The organism is Paracrocinitomix mangrovi, assembly GCF_019740355.2.
In the GTDB taxonomy this organism is placed as follows: Bacteria; Bacteroidota; Bacteroidia; order Flavobacteriales_D; family Crocinitomicaceae; genus Paracrocinitomix; species Paracrocinitomix mangrovi.
The window spans coordinates 2,735,588-2,755,995 of sequence record NZ_CP091819.1; the positions used below are offsets into that span (position 1 = coordinate 2,735,588).

Consider the following 20,408-nt stretch of genomic DNA (forward strand, 5'->3'; position numbering starts at 1 on the left):
GTTGTGGATAACTATGAAAATCGGTGAATAAACTTAATTAATCTATGAAATACGGCTAATTAGCCTCTTTTCTTTCTAGAGTATCGGTAGAATAATATGCCAGCGACCAAGATAAAAAAAAAGCTTCCGCCACCTATATATAAAACCTTGGTCCAGTACTTTTTATCTGCCTCTTCTTGCAAGTAATCCAGGTAGGCTTTACTGTGATAGGATGGTGTTGGCTTTTCTTTGAGCCAACTCAAATTGTTGACGGATGAATCAGGATGAGGAATAGTAATACTAAACAAAGTGTCTCCCAAATCAGGGAACAGATTAGTATAATTAAGTGAATCAACCATGAAACCTTCCTTGTCGTACAGTTTAATTAACTCTCCATTAGAAGAAAAACCAAATTCAAAATCACCAATAACATTTAAAGAATCTCCGGGATATAGAGTTTTAAAACGCCCAAGGTTCTCAGATAATACTATAAAACTATTAGGTTCCAAAGAAGTTCCATCAGGCACTTTCCATCCTTTTTTATAGCTTCTTTCTGTCAATGTCCAGCCAGATAAATCAATGGTGCTATTAGAATTATTATACAATTCAATCCAGTCTCCGGATGTGTCTGCCTCAGGCTGGAAAAAGGCTATTTCGTAAAAAACCAGGCTATCAGCAAATTTGCTTTTAGGTTTAGGTTGAATAATAGGAACTAAATTCATATTCCCTTTAGGAACAATGGTGCGAATCGCTCCGGCATTCTTATCATCTTCCCAACCAACCAATTCATAATCATGTTTAAGTTTTACCTCTATTTGAATAGGAACATTCTTGAAATAAATCCCTTTATAATCACGCTTCAAGTCCAAAGAACTAAACTTCACATCACACAATTCTTTACCGGGATGATCTAAAGAAATTTCAACAGTATCTTCTAAACCAAACTTTTGCATAATATGCATTCTACAATAGTGCGGCCTGTTTGCAATGAATGTCTTTACAATGTTACAATGGTGATGCCAGTTCTCATAAGAAGATCCCCAACGTTTTTGGTGGTATGGCATTTCACTATCAATCGTTGCCATCATACTTTCAAATAATCTTTTGGCAGTATCCGGATGATAAACTGTGTTTAGATGATCAGCAAACGTATTAATGTATTGATACTCTAGTTTTTTATTTGATAATAATGATCTAATAATGAAGGTCGACCAAGCCGGATCTGGCCATTTTTCCGCATTAATAGAGGTAAATTTTAATAATGTATTTCTTTTATATCCGCTTGGTGCATTATTACCCAAACCTTGGTCTATATCGTAATAAACCCATCTCCATTTTGCCGAATCATTTCTTTCTCTCCAATATCTTATGTTTCCACCGGCATCTCTATTATCAGAATATACTTCGGCAATATTATACCTGATAAAATCATTGACATCCATAAAAGTTTTAAGCTTCTCAACATTTTCATCTTTTGACAAATCATGAGAACTTAAGTACGCCAACAACTTTTTATAATTGGTTGAAGAACCATGTCTTCTAACTCCATTTTGACGGAGAATGTCTACGTTGTCCTTATCAACTCCATAATTATCATGTAAATAATGCTCATTGATTTTTTCCCTTAAGTTTTGAATTCCCCAGTATTTACCGTTGATAAACAAAACAGCCGGACGATATGCCTGAATAGCTACACCAGTAGGTTTTGCCATTTGCGTCATAAAAGCATCTCTTAAATGTGTTCGTTGAAAATCACCACCGGAATTTCTGAGTATAAAATTCTTATACTCATCCATTTCTCTTTCAGGAAAAATAGGATACTCAATTCTATTATTACCATACTTTGTTCTGGCAAAAACAGCAATTGATTTCATTGGTAACATTCTACTGAATCCTCCAAAAATATTGATCCCAACTCCTTGATTAAAACAAAGTTTACCTTCTTCATCATACATTTCAATATTGGCTGATCTTTCCCAATCTCTCCAATAATTAGCTCCTAAATGCGGCTCAACTGTATCAGCACAACAACCTTCAACATAAATTCCACTTTCAAAATCCCACAAATTGCCCGGTTCAGTTGCTAAAGACACAACAGGTAAATCATACTTTCTATCACAAACATATGTGTTAGTTTGAACGGTAGATCTTTTACCATCTTTATAAGCGACAGCTCTAATTATTACAACATCATTTACTTCAAATGGTTTTGTATATCTAGCACTTCCTGATGAAGGAACACTTCCGTCAAGTGTGTAATAAATGTTAGCACCGCTTCCGGCATCCAGGGTAACTTTTGTTGGTTTTTCATATACACCCCCAATAGGATTAAAGTTAATCACCAATTCATCCTGGCTTTTTCCGTAAAAAGAAAACAATAACGTTAATATGAATAATAGATGCTTCAACATTCCTTATGTGAAATCAAAAATAAACCAATCTTATTTATAATAACTTAACAATGGCTTCATTTTATTAGCTGCTTTATGTTGACGATTATTTGCAGCTCAAATAATACTGTTCACTTTACAATCAAACATCCGCAAATAATAAATCAAATCACTAAAGTGCAGCTAAAATCTATAATTTTAAACCTATTGGCCTGATATTCGTATGTGAATACCAAAGCATTATATATTATGAAAGCATTTTTTACCTCTATTTTCTTACTTGCCGGAATTCTGGTTTTTTCACAAAACACTGATAGTACAAAAAACCAGGAATTGAGTTTGTTGTTTTTGGGTGACATCATGGGACATGGTCCTCAAATTACTTCAGCATATGATGCCGAATCAAAATCATATAATTATGATGATGTATTTAAATATGTAAAAGATATCATTTCAGAACCTGATTATGCCATTGGAAACTTGGAAGTAACTTTGGCCGGACCTCCATTTAAGGGGTATCCTCAATTCAGTTCACCGGATGCACTAGCCAAAGCATGTCAAAATGCAGGTTTAGATGTATTGGTTACAGCTAATAATCATAGTTGCGATAGAGGAGGAGATGGTATTAAAAGAACCATTCAAGTATTAGACTCACTAAACATTATTCATACAGGAACTTTTCAAGATCAGGCAGAAAGAGATAAAAACTATCCTTTGATCATTGAAAATGATTGTATGCGCATTGCACTTTTAAATTATACATACGGAACTAACGGACTTCCTTTTCCTGCTCCAACTATTGTTAATATGATTGATAAGGAGCAGATGAAAAAAGACCTGGAAGTTGCTAAATCTAAAAACGTAGATAAAATAATAGTATTTACGCATTGGGGATCAGAGTATCAGCTGCTTCCAAATGAGTACCAAAAATCAAATGGTAAGTTCCTATTTGAAAACGGAGCGGACATTATAATTGGTGCTCATCCTCATGTTTTAGAACCAATGGTTTGGGAAAAACAAGAGGCAGAAGAAGGGAAAGAATCTTTAATTGTATACTCATTAGGAAACTTTGTTTCAAATCAGAGAAAAAGATATACAGATGGTGGATCAATGTTTAAAATGACTTTCAAAAAAGAGGGAAATAAAACATTTTTAAAAGACGCCGGATACATTTTAACCTGGGTTTACACACCAACAGAGGACAATAAAAAGAAATATTATGTATTACCTGCGGCTCAGTATGAAAACAATGCTGAATTCTTTGATAATTCAGAGAGTTATGAAAAAATGAAAGCTTTCATCAAAGACTCTCGTGAATTATTTGGAACAGAAAATGTTGCAGTTCCGGAATACAAATATGTAGATGGTAAATGGCAAATACAGCCATAAAAAATGGCCCGAATTTACGGGCCTCCTGGATAAATTAGAGTAAGTATATCCTTTTAGTTTAAATTGTTATAGAATTACGTTAAATTCTCCTGTTCTTGGTATGATACTTCCATCAGTTCCAACAGCATTGATGTTGTAGTAGTATCTTCCTGCTTCTTTAGAACCATCAGGCAATTCACCATACCATTTGAAGTTAGGGTCATTAGTTTCGAAAATAACTTTACCAACTTTGTTAAAGATTTGAATGCTAAAAACCTCTATTTCTTTCATTTCTATATAGAAGAAATCATTGTCATTATCTCCATTAGGTGTAATTACGTTTGGTATTTGACTGATTTCAGAAACTCCTTTGATTTCAACAATTAAAGGATATAAATTTCCTTTCTTGTCTTGATCTTCCTTAATCTCAACCATAACAGTATACACACCAGGTTTTTTATATGTATATTCTAATTGGTCACCTTCCTTGATTGATCCATCTCCCAATCTCCATGAAACGCTTGAATGATTTTCTGCATTTGCATCAAAACTAACCGTGTTTCCATTTACTTTAAATGTTGGGTTGTAAGTAACTTTTGGTTTTTCAGTTTCCACAATTTTACCCGACTCATTTTCCTCATTTGGATTTTTAACCTCTTTATCACCTTCATTATTTCCAAAAGTGTTTTCACCATTTCCACCTACACCCTGACCGGTTCCTTGTGAAAAATCAAAGGTTGTAGACCCTTCATTTCCTTCATTAATATCAACAGAAATTGAAGTTTCAGTATTTTCATTATGATCATTTGATTCTACATTTATTTCATTCAATTGATCATTTTCTTCAACAACATTTGATTGTTCTGCACTATTATCTATAGTAGGTTGAATATTTTCTTCAGTATTAACTACTGTATTTTTGTCAATCTTCTCCGTAATATTAGGTTGATTAACAATTTGATCTGACTCTGTGGTATCATTAAAATACCAAACACTAAAAGTTGTTACAGCCGCTGCTCCAACAATTATAGCCACTTTAGTAAAAGCAGAAATTCCTCCTGCAGCTGCTCCAGAACCTGCAGCACCCCTTCCTATACTTTGAGACACATTTGCCCAAACAGAAGGATCTACGTTTGCCTCAAAATTTTCAAACTTTTGTTTGAACAATTCTTCTATGTTAATGTCCTCTTTCACTTTCTTCTACAAAATTCTTTTCTATCAATATCTTTCTCAACATTTTCTTGGCGCGAGAATATTGTGACTTTGATGTACTTTCAGTAACGCCTAACTGCTCAGCTATTTCCTTGTGAGAATATCCTTCAATAGCGAACATATTAAACACTACTCGGTAACCCTCAGGAATCGCTCTGATGATTTTTAACAGGTCATCTGCATTGATTGATTCAACAATAAAATCTTTTGAATCCAACATAAATCCAACCGAATCCACATCAACATCTTTTTGATATTTTTTCGCTTTTCTATACGCATCTAATGCAGTGTTTACCATTATTCTTCTTACCCAACCTTCAAGAGAACCTTTACTTTCAAAATCAGGAAGTTTATTAAATACTTTGATGAATCCATCTTGTAAAACATCCTGGGCCTCTTCATAATTGTTGGTGTAACGAAGGCAAACACCCATCATTTTTTTAGCAAATAAATCATAGAACTTTTTCTGAGCACTTTGACTTCCGGAAACACATTCTTTCACTAACTGCTCATCCGTCATAGTTACTCTTTCAATTACAAGACTAATGTAACTATTTAAAAGTTGCACCACCCTTGAATATTTTTAATTTAATTATCTTTACTTATCGTTAAAAACCCTGAAAAAACGCACCCTTTGAGAAGAATATTGAACAAGTATGTATTGCTAATATTTAGCATATTTTTCCTTGTAAACCCAGTGTTTTCCAAGACTCCTAAACTTAAAACCGGCAAATGGTATACTCAGTTCCAACTTTCTGAGCATGATTTTTTACCTGTCATCTTTGAATTTAAAAAAGAAAACAAAAAAAATCAGCTGTATATCATCAACGGAAATGAGCAAATTTTATTGGAAGATATTGATTTTCAGGGTGATTCAATCTTTGTTCAATTTCCCGCTTTCGCTTCAGAATTAAGAATGAAAGCTCACAGCAAAACTCACATAAGTGGAAATTGGTACAACCATGCTAAAAAAGGAAACTACTTTTTACCTTTTTGGTCCAAGCATAATTTTGCCGATAGGTTTCCAAGAAACGAAGGAAATTTTTACTTAGACGGAAAATGGGAAGTTACTTTTGATTATAAAGGGGAAAGTGAAAAAGCAGTAGGTTTATTTAATGGTGCCCAATATGGTATTCAAAAGAAAATTGATGAAGACTATCAAAGCCATATAAATGGTACCTTTTTAACGGAAACAGGAGATTATAGATTTTTAGAAGGTGCTGTAGTTAAAGACAGTATATACCTTTCAACATTTGATGGATCTCATGCCTTTTTATTCAAAGCTTTAATGAAAGAAGATACATTATGGGGTGAATTTCTTTCAGGTAAACACTATAAAACAGAATGGTTTGCTGTTAAAAATGAGAATTTTGAATTACGTCATCCTGATTCATTAACACAGGTAACAAGTGAACAACCCATTGCTTTTACTTTACCTTCAACTAAAGGAGGAAATTATACTTACCCTAATAGTGATTTAAAAGATAAGGTTGTACTTATTCAAATCATGGGAACCTGGTGTCCTAATTGTTTAGATGAAAGTATGTATCTAAAAAATCTTTACGCCAAGTATGAAAATCAACTGGAAATTATTGCGGTAACTTTTGAAACACAAAAAGAGTTAGATCAAAAATTAGAAAAAGTCAAATCATATCAACGCAACCTTGAACTTCCTTGGGAATTTTTAGTAGGAGGTGGAGCATGTAAACCATGTGCACTTGAACTTTTTCCTATGTTAAACGATATTATGTCTTTTCCTACTCTTATTGTAATAGACAAAAAAGGAAATATCAGAAAGATACATACAGGTTTTAGTGGTCCAGGAACAGGAAAATATTATGATCAATTTGTAAGTAGCATGGATGACTACATTGATCACCTTATTAAAGAATAAAATATTAGCAAGGTATTTTTGCTACTCTTTTAGCGTGTCTTCCACCTTCAAATTCTGTGTTTAAAAAAGCATCCACCATTGCAATACCATCTTCAACTGAAATAAATCTTGCTGGTAATGCTATGATGTTGGCGTTATTATGTTGTCTTGCTAGTTCAGCAATCTCAACTGTCCAACATAAAGCAGATCTAATTCCTGCGTGTTTGTTAACGGTCATGTTGATACCATTACCACTTCCACAGATTACAATTCCTATTAAATCTTCATCCTTTTCAACCATTTCTGCAACCGGATGTCCATAATCAGGATAATCAATACTTTCTTCAGAATCTGTTCCAAAGTCTTTAATTTCGTAACCTGCTTTTTTAAGGTGATCTATAATGGCTATTTTCAAAGAATAACCAGCATGATCACAACCTATTGGAATTATTTTTTTCATTGTGCTTTTTTACAAATTTATGGAAAGTGATTTTGGCTGCGAATGTGAATTGTTTATAATTATTAACATCTTTCTTCTATTTTTCCTAACTTTAGTAACCACGCTACTTTGAACAAAATTACTTTTCAACAATGGCATGGAAAGAGTTGTTAAGAAATCGTTCAATCATTATGATAAAATCAGTGACTAATAATTAGGAAAAATAAAAAATAATTTCAGCTAGAATTATATTTGGTATTTCACTGTTTAAAACAAGCCAATTTATGGACGACTTTTTGACAGTTATTTACGATTAAAGTATGAAAAGTAATACACATCTAACAGGAATTTACAATTGTTAATAACCATTATATATGTATCAATTCTAATAGGTTAACTCAATAAATAATTGTTAGCAGAATATTAATAAAATCATCTTAATGAATTTCTAAGTAGAAAAAAACAAGACTTATCAACAAATGAACAGCCCTAATAATAATAAAGACTTCTTTCCTTTTCTAAAAAAAATATGTTGTTGTTTATTATTTATAGTAGGGGTGAATAATTCTTTTGCTCAAGAAGATGAAGTTGATCCGAACGGATATAATGTCTTTTTTTACAAGGATGGTCAAAAAGCAAGTGAAGGATATTTTAAGAATGGACTTCCTGAAGGAATTTGGAAAAGTTATCATCCTAACGGACAATTAAAATCAATAGGAAAAAAAGAGGAGGGTTGCTCGGACAGCTTGTGGAAATTTTATGATACCAACGGTTTATTAACATGGACCTACAACTATGAAAATGACAAAAAAAATGGTTGCGCCGTCAAATATGATTCTCTAGGTAATGTTGAAATAGAATCTTATTATGTGGATGATATTAAACAAGGAGAAGAACAGTGGTTTTTTGATACCGGAGAATTAAAGCAAACGGTTAATTATGTTAATGGTGAAAAATCAGGTTTAAGTGTGGTTTACAATGAAGAAGGTCATGTTGTTGAAGAAGAAGAATATAAAGATGGTTATTTAAGGCATAAAGAAAAATTCAATCAATTAGATGAAGATGGTTCAAAAACAGGTGTGTGGAGAACTTATCATAAAAATGGAACGATAGCTACTGAAACCAATTACAAGTCGGGGAAAAAAGAAGGTACCCTCAAAGAATATGATGAGTACGGAAAACTTATCAATATCAACAAAATGATTGGAGATTCAATAGCTTCTGATCCAGGAGGTGTAGTTATTATTGATTTATATAAAGAATATCATCCTAACGGAAAAGTGAAGTTAATGGGTGGATTAAATAAAGGGCTGCGTTCAGGAATATTCAGAGAGTATGATGATGAAGGTAATTTGATCCAGGGTTATATATATCAAAAAGATACTTTATTGTCTTCCGGAATGGTGAAAGCAGGAGGGATTTTTGACGGAGAATGGACAACTTACTACAATGACGGAACCATAAAATCAAAAGGACCTTACAAAGATGGTATCAAAGATGGGGTTTGGGTTTACTATTATCCTAATGGCAAAAAAGAACAAGAAGGGGCTTTTAAAGAAAATGTATTGAGCGGTAGATGGGTTTGGTATTATGAAAATGGAAGAATAAAAAAAGAGGAGTTTTTTAATAGAACAGGAGAGTTGCAAGGAAGTATGGTTGAGTATGACTCTTTAGGTAATGAATTAACTAAAGGTGAATATTTTAATGGAAAAAGAGAAGGACCTTGGTTTTATCATGTAGGTGATCATAAAGAAGTAGGTTCATTTTCATTAGGTGAAAAAGAAGGTTTATGGAAATCGTACTATTTAAATGGGAAGTTGGCATTTGAAGGAGAATATGTTCAGGGTGAGCCAAAAGGAAAGCATGTTTATTACCATAAAAACGGTTTGAGAAAGTCATATGGTAAATATGCTGGTGGATTAAAACATGGTGTTTGGCGAGAATTTAATACTAGAGGGGAACAAATAGAGTACATTCACTATAAACATGGTGAAATCAAAAAGATTAATGGTTGTAGGGTAAACGAAGCAGAACCAGAAGAATGATCAACAAATTCTATAATTCAACTAAGGAAATAGCTATTGATAATGTATATAAAACAATGGCTTATATTCTTGTTCCCATAGTAGCCGGTTTTTTACTGTTGGGACAGTTGGAGTATATTGAATTGGGTAGCATGTATCAATCAATATTAATTTATTTAATGTTCATGTTGATTATACTGGCTGTTCTCGGAAAATTTCAACTATTTAAAAGTAATTTCAAGTACGCTCATTATACCTTTTTAGCCGGTGTAATGATTCTAAATCTAGTTTGGTACTATTTATCCGGAACCTCAGAAGAAAAATTGAGTCTTTTACTTTGCTATTCACTGATAGGAATTTCTTTAATAGACCCTAAAGTAACTTTGTGGTTTTATATTTTATCTATTGCAGCTTTTTTAGGTGTATCGTTAGCTAAAAACAATATTGATCTTCAATTAGGGTTTTTGATTGTTTCTACAGCTGTTGTAATTAGTGTTTTTAATGTATGGAGACATCAAATTAATTTGCAATTAAAGGCATCCAGGCATTCTTACAAAAGTATTTTTGATTCATCCCAACAACAGATTTATGTTGTTAACAAGGATCATAAAATTCTTGAATTATCTATCACTGCAGAGGAAAATCTTAAAGCGAATGGATTAACAAATTTTACCAATCTAAGCTTTGGTGATGTTTATAAAGTTGAAAATGAGCCGGGAAAAAAGACACTTAATAGTGGATTTAAAGAGGCTTTAGAAACAGGGGCCTCAGTTTTTCAGATAAGTTGTGCTTGTAGTAAAACGGCAGATTTTATTCCTCTGGAAATGTCTATTAGATTATCCAAATATTTCAATGAAGAGGTATTTGTCGTAACGGTAAGAACATTAAAAGATCAATTTGATTTTCAAAAAGAACTTATTGAACACAAAGACAATGTAACTCAAATATTGAACAACATTGATTACTTCGTTTTTAATGTTACCTATGACGTTTCTGAGCGATTTAAACATCACGTGAATTTTGTTTCATCTAGAGTTAAAGAAGTTTACGGTTGTACGATTGATGAATACATTGCTTTAATAAAGGCTGAACGCTTAAGTAAAGACTTTCACCCTGAAGATGTTGATAGAGTGAACAAACAAATAGAGGCGCTATTTATAACAGGTGGTAAGGCTGAAAGAAAGTACCGAAAGAATGTGAAAGGTGAGTGGCGTTGGATGGAAGAAAAGTTGTTTGTAGAAAAGCTTGAAGAAGGAAATCGTGTTTCCATTTTTGGAATGACGAGAGATGTAACTGACGAAATGCTGGCTGAGCAAAAACTCATTGAGTCAGAAAAAAGATATCGCCAAATTTTTGAAAATAATTTAGCAGGTGTTTACAAAACTCATGTGAATGGTCAAATTTTGGATTGTAATCCTGCATTTGCTAAAATATTAGGATATGATTCTGTAGAAGAGTTAAAGGATAAAAAGATTCAAGATCTGTATCAATCAAAACAAGACAGACTAGACTACATAGCGTCTTTAAAAGAAAAAAAAGAGCTTAACAATTACACATCTCACCTAATACGAAAAGACGGAAGAAGCTTAATCCTCAACAATAACGTATCTATTTTACCGGATGAAAATGGAGACGAAAATATTATTGTTGGTACTGTAATAGATGTAACGGATTTACATGAAACATCACTAGCATTAAGACACAGTGAGGAAAAATACAGATTGCTTTTTGAAGAGTCTAACAATGCTATTTTACTTATTGTAATAGCAGATAAAGAGAATTATATAGTAGATGCTAATCAAATGGGATCAGATTTGTTTGGCATGTTGGAGGATGAAATAATCGGCAAACAATTAAATGAATTTCTATTTGAAGGATTTGCTGTAGATGAAGAGTTGGCAGATGTAATTAAAGAACTTAAAAAAGTAAAAAAGGAAGAGCGTGAATGGGAATTTAAAAAACCGGATGGCGCTTCATTTTATGCTGAAATATCTTTCACATATGTTCAGATTGATGATGAGCAAGTGCTACAAATGGTTATCAAAGATATATCTGACCGTAAACAATATGAAAAAGAGATTCTCCAAAGTAGGTTGAGTTTTAAAAATATTGTAGATAGATCTCCATCTAGCATTTTGATATTTAGTAAAAACGAGTTGGTATATGTCAATCCAAAAGGTGAAGATCTTTACTACAAAATGCTGAATTCTAAAAGCAGAAATCTTTTTGACATCTTCCCAAAAGAAAAACACGTACTGATAAGAGATTTAATTGCTGAAGCTGAAAATGATATTAATTCCTACACTGAAATAGATTTAGGAACTGGAGATGAATTGAAGCGCTTTAGCATCAATGTGGTGAGCACCATTTATAATTTCGAAAAAGCCGTGTTGTTTTTACTGCAAGATATCACGCTTCAAACGGAATATAATATTCAAAAACTGAGAGCTGAAATGGCAGAAGAAGCCAATATTCAGTTACAAGAAGAAGTTAACAGGCATAAGAGAACGCAACTTTCTTTATTGGAATCTACCTCTAGATTAAAGGCTTTGTTTGAAAGTGCGGCTAATTTATTTATCATCTCCCTTGATAAAGACCTTAACCTGGTTTCCTATAACCAGAACTTTAAAAATATGGTCAAAAACTATCTTGATATTGATGTAGAAATAGGTCAAAACTTCATGAAAATTTTCCCTATTGAGGATTATGCTTATGAAATAATATCAGATAGATTGAGCAGTGTATTAAATGGTACACCTTCTAACTTGGTATCTAAATTTAAAGCGAAGCAAGGTTATGTTTGGATGGAATCTTTTATGAGTCCTATTCAAATAGGAAATGAAGAGGTGAAAGAAATATCTTTCATATCACATGACATAACAGAGCAAATTCACAACAGAAGAAAAATTCTGGAAAGTGAAGAAAATAACCGCGCTATTTTATTGGCAATGCCAGATTTGTTATTTAAAGTGACAAAAGAAGGTGTGTTTACTGATTACAGAGCAACCAGTGAAGAGAATAAGGCGGCCTTTAAACAATTGACCAGATCAACTGATATTGTAGGTAAAAAAGTGGCAGATGTTTTTAAGGATAAGCAGATAGCGGATGAGATTGAAAAAAATCTAAAAGAGACGATTGAGAATGATTTGCCGGTAACGCACAATTTTTCAATTAGTTTGGATAAGGGATCTGAGAAAGTATATTTCGAAAACAGGTATTCAAAAATCAATGATGAAGAGGCCATTATTATTTCTAGAAATGTTACTGCGGATATTGAAAATGAACTGAAACTAATAGAGTCAATCAAAGAAAAAGAAGTACTGTTAAAAGAAGTACACCACAGGGTTAAAAACAACCTTCAGGTGATAAACAGTATTCTTAATTTACAGTCATCTTATATTGAAGATGAAGAAACATTACAGATCATTATTGAATCACAAAACCGAATTCGATCAATGTCTTTTATCCATGAAAGTCTTTATCAAACAAAAGATTTTTCATCTATTAATTTTAAAGACTACATCACAAATCTGGTTCAAAACCTGGTTCATACCTACGAAGTTTATAGTGATAAAACAGATTTGGATCTTAAAATAGAGGACGTAGACCTGGCCTTAGATCAGGCAATTCCTTGCGGCTTGATTCTCAATGAATTAATCACAAACGCCCTAAAATACGCATATCCAGAGGGTCAATCGGGAAAAATCACCATTGAAGTGTTTGAAAAAGATGGCAAAGTGTATATGAGGGTTCAAGATTTTGGTGTAGGTTTGCCAGAGGAATTTGATATTTCAGAGACAGATACATTAGGATTGAGCTTGGTAGACACCTTAATCGATCAACTTGATGGAGAACTGCTTCTGAAAACTCAAAAGGGAACGGAAATTTTAATTATCTTTGAAAAGCAAGCAATTTAATCATGCCTAAAACCAACGTACTCGTCGTTGAAGACGAAAGCATTGTTTCTAAAGATATTCAGCACAGTCTAAAAAAATTAGGCTACAATGTGGTTGGTGCCGCATCAACAGGAGAAAAAGCTTTTGAATTAGCCTCTTCTGAAAAGCCAGATATCATCTTAATGGACATCATGTTAAAGGGTGATATGAATGGTATTGATACAGCTCAAAAGGTAAAAGAAGAATTGCAGATCCCAGTTATATATTTGACTGCTTATGCAGATGAATCAACCTTAGAAAAAGCGAAGGTAACTGAGCCATACGGATATATTATCAAACCTTTTAAAGAAGTTGATTTACACACATCAATAGAAATGGCGCTTTATAAATTCTCTAAAGAAAAAGAGGTTATTAAAGCACGTGATTTATTCTATTCCTTAATTGAAAACAAAGACTCAAACGGATTTATTTTTGTAAAATCTAAAAGCCGTTTGGTTAAAATAAAAACCTCTGACATCTACTATGTAGAGGCCTTAAAAGATTACGTTGTTATCAACACCTTAGATAGCAGATACACTATTCATTCTACAATGAAAGATATCGCGTCTAAACTGGAGCCGGATAACTTTATCCGTGTTCACAGATCTTTTATAGTAAGGTTGGATAAAATTGCGTCTATTGAATATCCTAACCTCCACCTGGAAAATGACAAAAAAGTCATTCCTATTGGAGGATCATTCAAAGATGAGCTGATCAAAAAGCTGAACTTAATCTAGTTCATACTCTTTTTTCAAATCGTAAACATCACGGATTAATTCGTCTACCTCTTCGGGATTGGTTCCGTCGTACATTCCTCTGATGCGTCCATCAGGATCAATTAAGGCAAAGTTCTCTGTGTGTAAAAAGTCAGATTCACCTCCATGATCAAAGTCCGGGTCTGCTTCATCAGGAACTACTAAATAAGACTTTCTGGCCATGATGTATAAATCATGTTTACTTCCTGTTAAAAACCACCATTTTTCCGGATCGGCATCAAATCGCTCAGCATAAGCCCTCATTGTTTCGACGGTGTCAATAGAAGGGTTTACAGTATGACTTAAGATTAAAAAGTTAGGGTCGTTTTTAAATTCTGCCTGAACACGTTTTAATTGCGTGGTCATTTTAGGACAAATTCCCGCACAGGTTGTGAAAAAGAAATCAGTCACAAAAATTTTACCGACTACGTCGGCTTTTGTAATGGTATCACCAAGCTGGTTTTGGAACGAAAAATCACTAATAGTGTGATCTTTTGTTACATCCTGAATCTCGGGATCAACCAATTTTGGATTTACATCTGAAGGATTTATGACTTTCAAACGATTGTTTTGACTTCTGTTAACAGGAGAATCCGGCTCGTCTGAATAATGTTGCATGTTCATTACCACCGCAATGGTCATGCCCGTTAAAACGATCAGAGTGAAAATAATAATACGTTGTTTCATCCAAATATAATTTGAATGCAAAGGTCGGTATAATTTGCCTTTTTAAGCGTCCATTTTAGACAAAGCTTGCTCCAAGTCGTGAATTAAATCCACAGGATTTTCAACACCTACTGACAATCTAACCAATGAAGGAGTAATGTTCAATTTTTCTTTGTCTTCTTCGGATACACCGGCGTGTGTCATTGTTCCGGGGTGTTGAATTAATGATTCAGTACTTCCTAAACTCACCGCCAGTTTTATTAATTTAAGTCTGTTGATTAGTTTAAAAGCTTCTTTTTCTCCACCTACAACATCAAAAGAAACCATAGCCCCTGCCCCTTCACATTGTCTATCAAAAATCTCTTTGTTTTTACCTTCTAAATACCCCAGGTAATATACCTTTTCAATTTTAGGGTGTAAGCTTAGGAAATCAGCAACAGCTTTGGCATTTTCAGCTTGTTTATCCATTCTTACTTTTAAAGTTTCTAAACTTCTCATCAATAACCAGCCTGTCCAAGGTCCTGCCATGTTTCCTAAAAACGTACGCATTGTTTTCATGCGGGTAATTACTTCCTTATTTCCTAAACAAGCTCCTGCAATAACATCACTGTGGCCTCCAATGTATTTGGTAGCTGAATACAATACTAAATCTGCACCAAATTTTAAAGGATGTTGCCATAAAGGTCCCATGTAGGTGTTGTCAACGGCTACATAGGTTTTGCGTTCATCAGTTGAATATTCTTTAGCCAATTCAACACACATTTCAATATCAATAATATCATTGGTGGGGTTGGCCGGAGTCTCCACATAAACCATGGCAATTTTATCTGCTTTACCACTTTGTTTAACCATTTCCATGATTTCCTCTTTTTCCTGATGAGGATAAAAACCAATAACTTCTATTCCGTACTTGTCTAAAATATGTTTGATAAAATGATCTGTTCCCCCGTATACCGGATTACTGAACAAAAGCACATCTCCCGGATGTAAAAACTCTAAAAAAACAGTTGAAATAGCCGACATTCCACTTTCAAAAACAGCACAGTCTTCTGCGCCATCCCATAGTGTTAACCTGTTTTCTAATATCTCTAAATCTGGATTATTAATTCTACTGTAGATTAAACCAAGCTCTTCAGCCTCTCCTTTTTCTCTTAACCCATAAGCAACTTCAAAAAAAGCTTTTCCTTCTTCTGCAGACTTAAAGACAAAGGTTGAGGTTTGGAAAATTGGACATTTAATAGCGCCTTCTGACCATTCCGGAGAATAACCATAAGACATCATTAAACTTTCGGGCGAGAATTTGTGATTTGAATCCATAACAGTTTTTTATCAAATCTAATGATATGACATGCTTCATACCAGTATATTAGTTATATATAGAAAATAAAAATAAAATTGGGTTTAACTGTAGAATATTGTTCTATATAAATGCTGTAAATTAGCCATAGATGGAAAAATCTTCTTGTTATGTTAGATGAAATAGATAAAAAGTTGCTCAATTTATTACAAGATGACGCCTCTTTAACGCATAAGCAATTAGCTGCCGAACTGAATTTGACGGTAACACCGGTGTTTGAACGAATTAAAAAATTGCGAAAAAAAGGAGTGATTAAAGGCATTCATGCAAGTATTGACAGAAGAGCTGTCAACAAACCATTAATGGCTTTTTGTGAAGTCTCAGTAGCTAATCATAAAAAGGAGTATTTGGATCAGTTTGAGAAAAAAATTCTGGAATTAGATGAAGTAGTGGAATGTCATCACGTGTCGGGTAGAAATGATTACATGTTGAAAATAGTGGAGAACAACATGGATGATTACAGGGATTTTTTGGTGAATAAACTGGCAAAAATTGAAGGTGTTAGCAATGTCAATAGTTCATTTGTGATGAAGGAGTTAAAAGAGGGGAATAAAATTACTTTATAACAGCTTTGTTATATTTAACCCCAAAACCCAGAACGAATGCTCAGTGACATCTTATATTGGACGTTGAATGTATTCTATCTCATTGCAATAGTGTTTGTAGTGATGATTCCATTTTTCTTTTATCTGTATTGGCTCAACAATAAGCAAAACAGATATTTTAAAAAATTAGGGTCAGAATTGGGACTGGAATACAAGTCTTTGGGAAATAAAATTAAAAGAGATTTTCCCGAACTCAATGGAACCATAAATGGCGTTCGTTGTTTCATTGGCGCAAGTAGAACCAAAGGAAGATATGGAAGCAGTGCTCAAACGCGAAATCACTATCCAATTATATTGATTCAAGCAGCTGTTAATGTGCGTTTGCAAAAATTAATACTTCAGATTTCTCCCAAAGAAATTAAACATGAAGCTTCTCCAACAATAGGATTAAAGGCTGATACCCTTACAAAACTTCAACATTTTGCTCAAAAACATGGAGGATTTGTCATTCAACAATCAAAAGAAGGGGTGATTCAAACAACTTTATTAAATGAGCTTTCTAACAAAAAGCAATATGATAAGGTGTCAGAACTTATGCCGATATTTATTCAATTGGCTAAGGATATTAATGCTAATTAATGGAGTTTATAAAAATCATATTTAGTGCTGTATTATTGGCTGTTGGTTATGGAATAGTTCATGACATGTTCACCGCCTATATTTGTGTTGAATACTTTACTATTGGCCATCCTGTTATTATTGAATCTGAATCTCCAATTGCCATGGCTTTGTTGTGGGGAGTTTTGGCAACCTGGTGGGTAGGCTTAATGTTAGGAATAATTCTAGCCCCTGCCGCTAGAATTGGAAATTGGCCAAAATTGAATGCAAAACAAATGAGAAAATCAATGTTTGTGTTGCTAATTGTGATGGGTGTTTGTGCAATTATCGCCTGGATAGTTGGATATTTTTTAACTAAAAACGGAACGCTTATCTTGAATCCTTATTTTGTTGAAAGGATCACACCATCAAAGCACATTTTATTTATGGCAGATGGCTTTGCACACGCAGCTTCTTACCTGGTTGGATTTATTGGTGGGATAGCATTGCTATTCAGAACGCTCATAAAGAGGTACAGATTATCTAAAAACCTATGAAAATGGAAAGAAAATTATTGACTTTATCTGCAGCAGTTTTTTTGCTACTTGCTGCATGCGGAAGTGAAACAGAACAATCAAATGATCAATCTACATCTGAAAATGAAAGCGTGGAATTAGATGACACTACTTCATTGACAGTAACCACGAATGATGATGGTACTGAGGTTTATGAATTCAAAACAGGTAAGATTACACTTAAGTCAAGTGAAGATGCTGCGTGCGGAAAAGATTATTTTGGAGGTCCCTGGAATGATGGAAAGAATTTAATGGAAGAAGACACTAGTGTTTATGTAATAGGAGACAGCATGATCTTTAAATTGTACAACGGTTCAGAATTGGTGTTGAAGGCTACTCAATTTACAGATGATTCAGATTATGATCAGGTTTTTTCTTATGGCTATGTTGCCAATTTAGATCAGGTTGATTATTGGGCAGTAAACGCTTATGGATATGAATATCACGAAACCTATATTATCAGTAAAATAAACGGAAGAATCACAAAATCAGTTGGTCATCCTTTTGCATCTCCAAGCAAAAACTATTTGATTATGATCAATAGTGATATGGAGGCAGGATTCACTGAAAATCATCTAACTGTTTTTGATATTGAGTCAGACGGTTTGCATGAAAAGGGAAAATTGTCATTGGACACTGCGTCCTGGTCACCTAGAGGAATAGAATGGATTTCTGATTCCAGATTTAAGGTTTTACAAGCGCGTTTTAACGAAGAAACTTATGGGTTAGACATGAGTTGTGCAGAAGGAAGTATTGAGTGATAAATGGAGGGCCGTTGTAAAATAGTAGCAATTGCCGTCTTGAGTTTGTTTATACATTCATGTGATTCAGGTATTGATAAGACGCCATCTGTAATTGAGTTTCCAGAAGATACAACAACAGAGACACAAATTGTTTGCGAAAGAACTCAATTGAGTAATTCAATATACAAAGGGGAAAGGATAAAGAAAAACACCATTGTTCGAGACGCCATCAATGGAGATAGAATTTATAAAATTCACAAGGATAGTTTGGCTGTTGAATTGTCATCTGAAGATTTTGGAAGCTGGGAATACTTAGCGTTTGATGTTAGACCTGAATATGAAATTAAGGAGATTGACAAGGGGTACATTTATCAGGAAATATGGCATGAAGATGAAAAACTCGTAACTATATATTATTACGACCCGATTAAAAAAATAACTCCTTCTTGGTATGACAATGATTATATCGCAGGCTTTATTCGTAAAAGTGCAGTTTATTCAGGAACTAGTCCTTTTAAACAATACAACGACCTTAAAAACGAAGGTAAGTTTTTGATTGAGGATTACTTGAGTTTTTTAAATGCCCATCAATTTAGCAGTCACTTGTCAGTCACTGAGAAAGGAAATTGCAGGGAAGAATTTATCTTGTTTAACAGTCATGTTGATGGACCAAGGAGTTTTAGTAGAATGAGTATAACTTTTATTAACGATACCTTGCTACAATATAGTTCTGAGAAAAAAGATGTCAAGTAAACAAAAAATAGCTTTAAAAGTGCTACATATTTTGTGGCAAGTATTTTTGGTTTTCTTTTTGACAGTATTAACGCAAGTTGGAGGATTAATTTATCTACTGTCATTATGGGTAAGAAAAAAGATCAAATGGGAAAATAAATTAAAGCCCACAATCGCTTTTATAGGACTTTATCTGGTTTTTACCTTTTTAATAATTCCATTTATTGCTCCTTTGTTTGGGAGAGAAAAGATAAACCATACCGAGAAGATAAGACCCACTAATTATATGACAGTCTTGTTGAATCGCAATTATGTTCGACCTGAAATGAATGAACTTTTGGCTGAGGTGGAGAGCGAATTAAAAAACGAAAATGTCTACATCTCCTATTTAGACGCCAACTTTCCATTTGTGAATGGCTTTCCGTTGCTTCCTCATTTGAGTCATAATGATGGTAAAAAATTAGATCTGAGTCTTATTTATGAATCACCAAATGGGAACTTAAGTAACAAACAAAAATCTTTCAGTGGATACGGAGTTTATGAAGATGCTACAGAACATGAGATTGATCAAAATGATATCTGTAAAAAAGAAGGGTTTTGGCAATATGATTTTCCAAAATACATGACCTTTGGTCATATCAATAGTGAATTGAAATACTCAAACCAAGGCACCAAAATATTGATGCAGGCGCTACTAAAATCTGATAAATTAGGTAAGGTGTTTATTGAGCCTCACTTGAAAATTAGAATGGGCTTAAGCCATGCTAAAATTAGATATCAAGGATGTCATGCAACTAGGCATGATGATCATTTTCATATACAGCTGTAAGAAAAATCTTATCTTGTATTACAAACCCAAAACAATGTTGTTAAATAGATATTATTTCCCATTAATGCTGTTCCTTTTTTCATTCTGCTTTCATGCAAAAGCGAATGACATAAGTTATCCTAAACATTCAATCAGAAAAATATCACGAATTGACTATAAAGAGAAAAGCTTAAAAGATAGAATTTCTCCATTTCGTCCAATAAAGCACAAAACTAAATATGAAGGTGTTTCTTTAGGTCTTATTGCATTTGGTTTAGTAGCAATTCTAATTGGAGTCTTTTTTATAGTAGATTATGCCAAGGATCAGTTTTTTGAGAACCTTGGAATTATCATTGGACCGATATTAATTCTGATCGGAGTTGGCTTGATTATTTTAGGGCTCAAATAAG

General features: G+C 33.5%; 18 protein-coding genes. 12 read left to right on the forward strand and 6 right to left on the reverse strand.

The features are described 5' to 3' along the window. Window positions 1-59 precede the first annotated feature (59 nt). Window positions 60-2,390, reverse strand: a complete 2,331-nt coding sequence (locus K6119_RS12535) for a CotH kinase family protein (RefSeq protein ID WP_221832195.1) — start codon at window positions 2,388-2,390, stop codon at window positions 60-62. 225 nt (window positions 2,391-2,615) lie between these two features. Between K6119_RS12535 and K6119_RS12540 the strand changes: the two genes are divergently transcribed. Beyond that, on the forward strand, window positions 2,616-3,758 hold the full coding sequence (locus K6119_RS12540; RefSeq protein WP_418889089.1) for a CapA family protein: 1,143 nt from the start codon (window positions 2,616-2,618) through the stop codon (window positions 3,756-3,758). Between the two features lie 66 nt (window positions 3,759-3,824). Here K6119_RS12540 and K6119_RS12545 read toward each other — a convergent pair whose 3' ends face one another. Both K6119_RS12545 and K6119_RS12550 read right to left on the reverse strand, forming a co-directional pair. Beyond that, on the reverse strand, window positions 3,825-4,931 hold the full coding sequence (locus K6119_RS12545) for a T9SS type B sorting domain-containing protein (protein ID WP_221832200.1): 1,107 nt from the start codon (window positions 4,929-4,931) through the stop codon (window positions 3,825-3,827). After that, entirely contained in the window at window positions 4,915-5,520 is a 606-nt protein-coding gene (locus tag K6119_RS12550; protein WP_237828015.1) for an RNA polymerase sigma factor, read from the reverse strand. Before K6119_RS12550 ends, K6119_RS12545 begins: the two co-directional genes overlap by 17 nt. A 63-nt stretch (window positions 5,521-5,583) precedes the next feature. On the opposite strand from K6119_RS12550, the gene K6119_RS12555 reads away from it, so the two are divergent. Then, window positions 5,584-6,843 carry a TlpA family protein disulfide reductase gene (locus tag K6119_RS12555; RefSeq protein WP_221832202.1) on the forward strand — a complete coding sequence of 420 codons (1,260 nt, stop codon included), beginning with the start codon at window positions 5,584-5,586 and terminating at the stop codon, window positions 6,841-6,843. A 4-nt stretch (window positions 6,844-6,847) separates the two neighbouring features. Here K6119_RS12555 and rpiB read toward each other — a convergent pair whose 3' ends face one another. After that, window positions 6,848-7,282: a ribose 5-phosphate isomerase B gene (gene rpiB, locus K6119_RS12560; RefSeq protein WP_221832205.1), complete on the reverse strand. Its 435-nt coding sequence runs from the start codon at window positions 7,280-7,282 to the stop codon at window positions 6,848-6,850. A gap of 536 nt (window positions 7,283-7,818) precedes the next feature. Here rpiB and K6119_RS12565 point away from each other — a divergent pair. From K6119_RS12565 to K6119_RS12575, 3 genes are read left to right on the forward strand one after another with little or no spacing between them, the layout of a single operon-like run. After that, window positions 7,819-9,306 (forward strand): toxin-antitoxin system YwqK family antitoxin, encoded by a 1,488-nt coding sequence (locus tag K6119_RS12565; protein ID WP_221832207.1) that lies wholly within the window; start codon window positions 7,819-7,821, stop codon window positions 9,304-9,306. Continuing rightward, window positions 9,303-13,202 carry a PAS domain S-box protein gene (locus K6119_RS12570; RefSeq protein WP_221832209.1) on the forward strand — a complete coding sequence of 1,300 codons (3,900 nt, stop codon included), beginning with the start codon at window positions 9,303-9,305 and terminating at the stop codon, window positions 13,200-13,202. Before K6119_RS12565 ends, K6119_RS12570 begins: the two co-directional genes overlap by 4 nt. A 2-nt stretch (window positions 13,203-13,204) precedes the next feature. Then, complete coding sequence (locus K6119_RS12575; RefSeq protein WP_221832210.1) at window positions 13,205-13,957, forward strand: response regulator; 753 nt, start codon at window positions 13,205-13,207, stop codon at window positions 13,955-13,957. Here K6119_RS12575 and K6119_RS12580 read toward each other — a convergent pair. Continuing rightward, window positions 13,949-14,662: an SCO family protein gene (locus K6119_RS12580; protein ID WP_221832212.1), complete on the reverse strand. Its 714-nt coding sequence runs from the start codon at window positions 14,660-14,662 to the stop codon at window positions 13,949-13,951. The two genes, K6119_RS12575 and K6119_RS12580, sit on opposite strands and share 9 nt — an antisense overlap. A gap of 42 nt (window positions 14,663-14,704) precedes the next feature. Then, window positions 14,705-15,958, reverse strand: a complete 1,254-nt coding sequence (locus K6119_RS12585; RefSeq protein ID WP_221832215.1) for a cystathionine gamma-synthase family protein — start codon at window positions 15,956-15,958, stop codon at window positions 14,705-14,707. A 150-nt stretch (window positions 15,959-16,108) separates the two neighbouring features. On the opposite strand from K6119_RS12585, the gene K6119_RS12590 reads away from it, so the two are divergent. The 7 genes from K6119_RS12590 to K6119_RS12620 are packed head-to-tail and all read left to right on the forward strand — an operon-like array spanning window position 16,109 to window position 20,407. Next, entirely contained in the window at window positions 16,109-16,564 is a 456-nt protein-coding gene (locus K6119_RS12590) for an Lrp/AsnC family transcriptional regulator (protein ID WP_221832217.1), read from the forward strand. Window positions 16,565-16,600: 36 nt separating this feature from the next. Continuing rightward, complete coding sequence (locus K6119_RS12595) at window positions 16,601-17,182, forward strand: hypothetical protein (protein ID WP_221832219.1); 582 nt, start codon at window positions 16,601-16,603, stop codon at window positions 17,180-17,182. Continuing rightward, complete coding sequence (locus K6119_RS12600; RefSeq protein ID WP_221832221.1) at window positions 17,182-17,697, forward strand: hypothetical protein; 516 nt, start codon at window positions 17,182-17,184, stop codon at window positions 17,695-17,697. The genes K6119_RS12595 and K6119_RS12600 overlap by 1 nt, the downstream gene beginning before the upstream one ends. Window positions 17,698-17,699: 2 nt before the next feature. Continuing rightward, entirely contained in the window at window positions 17,700-18,476 is a 777-nt protein-coding gene (locus K6119_RS12605) for a hypothetical protein (RefSeq protein WP_221832223.1), read from the forward strand. A 39-nt stretch (window positions 18,477-18,515) separates the two neighbouring features. Continuing rightward, window positions 18,516-19,211 carry a hypothetical protein gene (locus tag K6119_RS12610; protein ID WP_221832226.1) on the forward strand — a complete coding sequence of 232 codons (696 nt, stop codon included), beginning with the start codon at window positions 18,516-18,518 and terminating at the stop codon, window positions 19,209-19,211. Continuing rightward, window positions 19,201-20,019 carry a hypothetical protein gene (locus tag K6119_RS12615; protein WP_221832227.1) on the forward strand — a complete coding sequence of 273 codons (819 nt, stop codon included), beginning with the start codon at window positions 19,201-19,203 and terminating at the stop codon, window positions 20,017-20,019. The genes K6119_RS12610 and K6119_RS12615 overlap by 11 nt, the downstream gene beginning before the upstream one ends. A 34-nt stretch (window positions 20,020-20,053) precedes the next feature. Further along, window positions 20,054-20,407 carry a hypothetical protein gene (locus K6119_RS12620; protein ID WP_221832228.1) on the forward strand — a complete coding sequence of 118 codons (354 nt, stop codon included), beginning with the start codon at window positions 20,054-20,056 and terminating at the stop codon, window positions 20,405-20,407. Window position 20,408 lies beyond the last annotated feature (1 nt).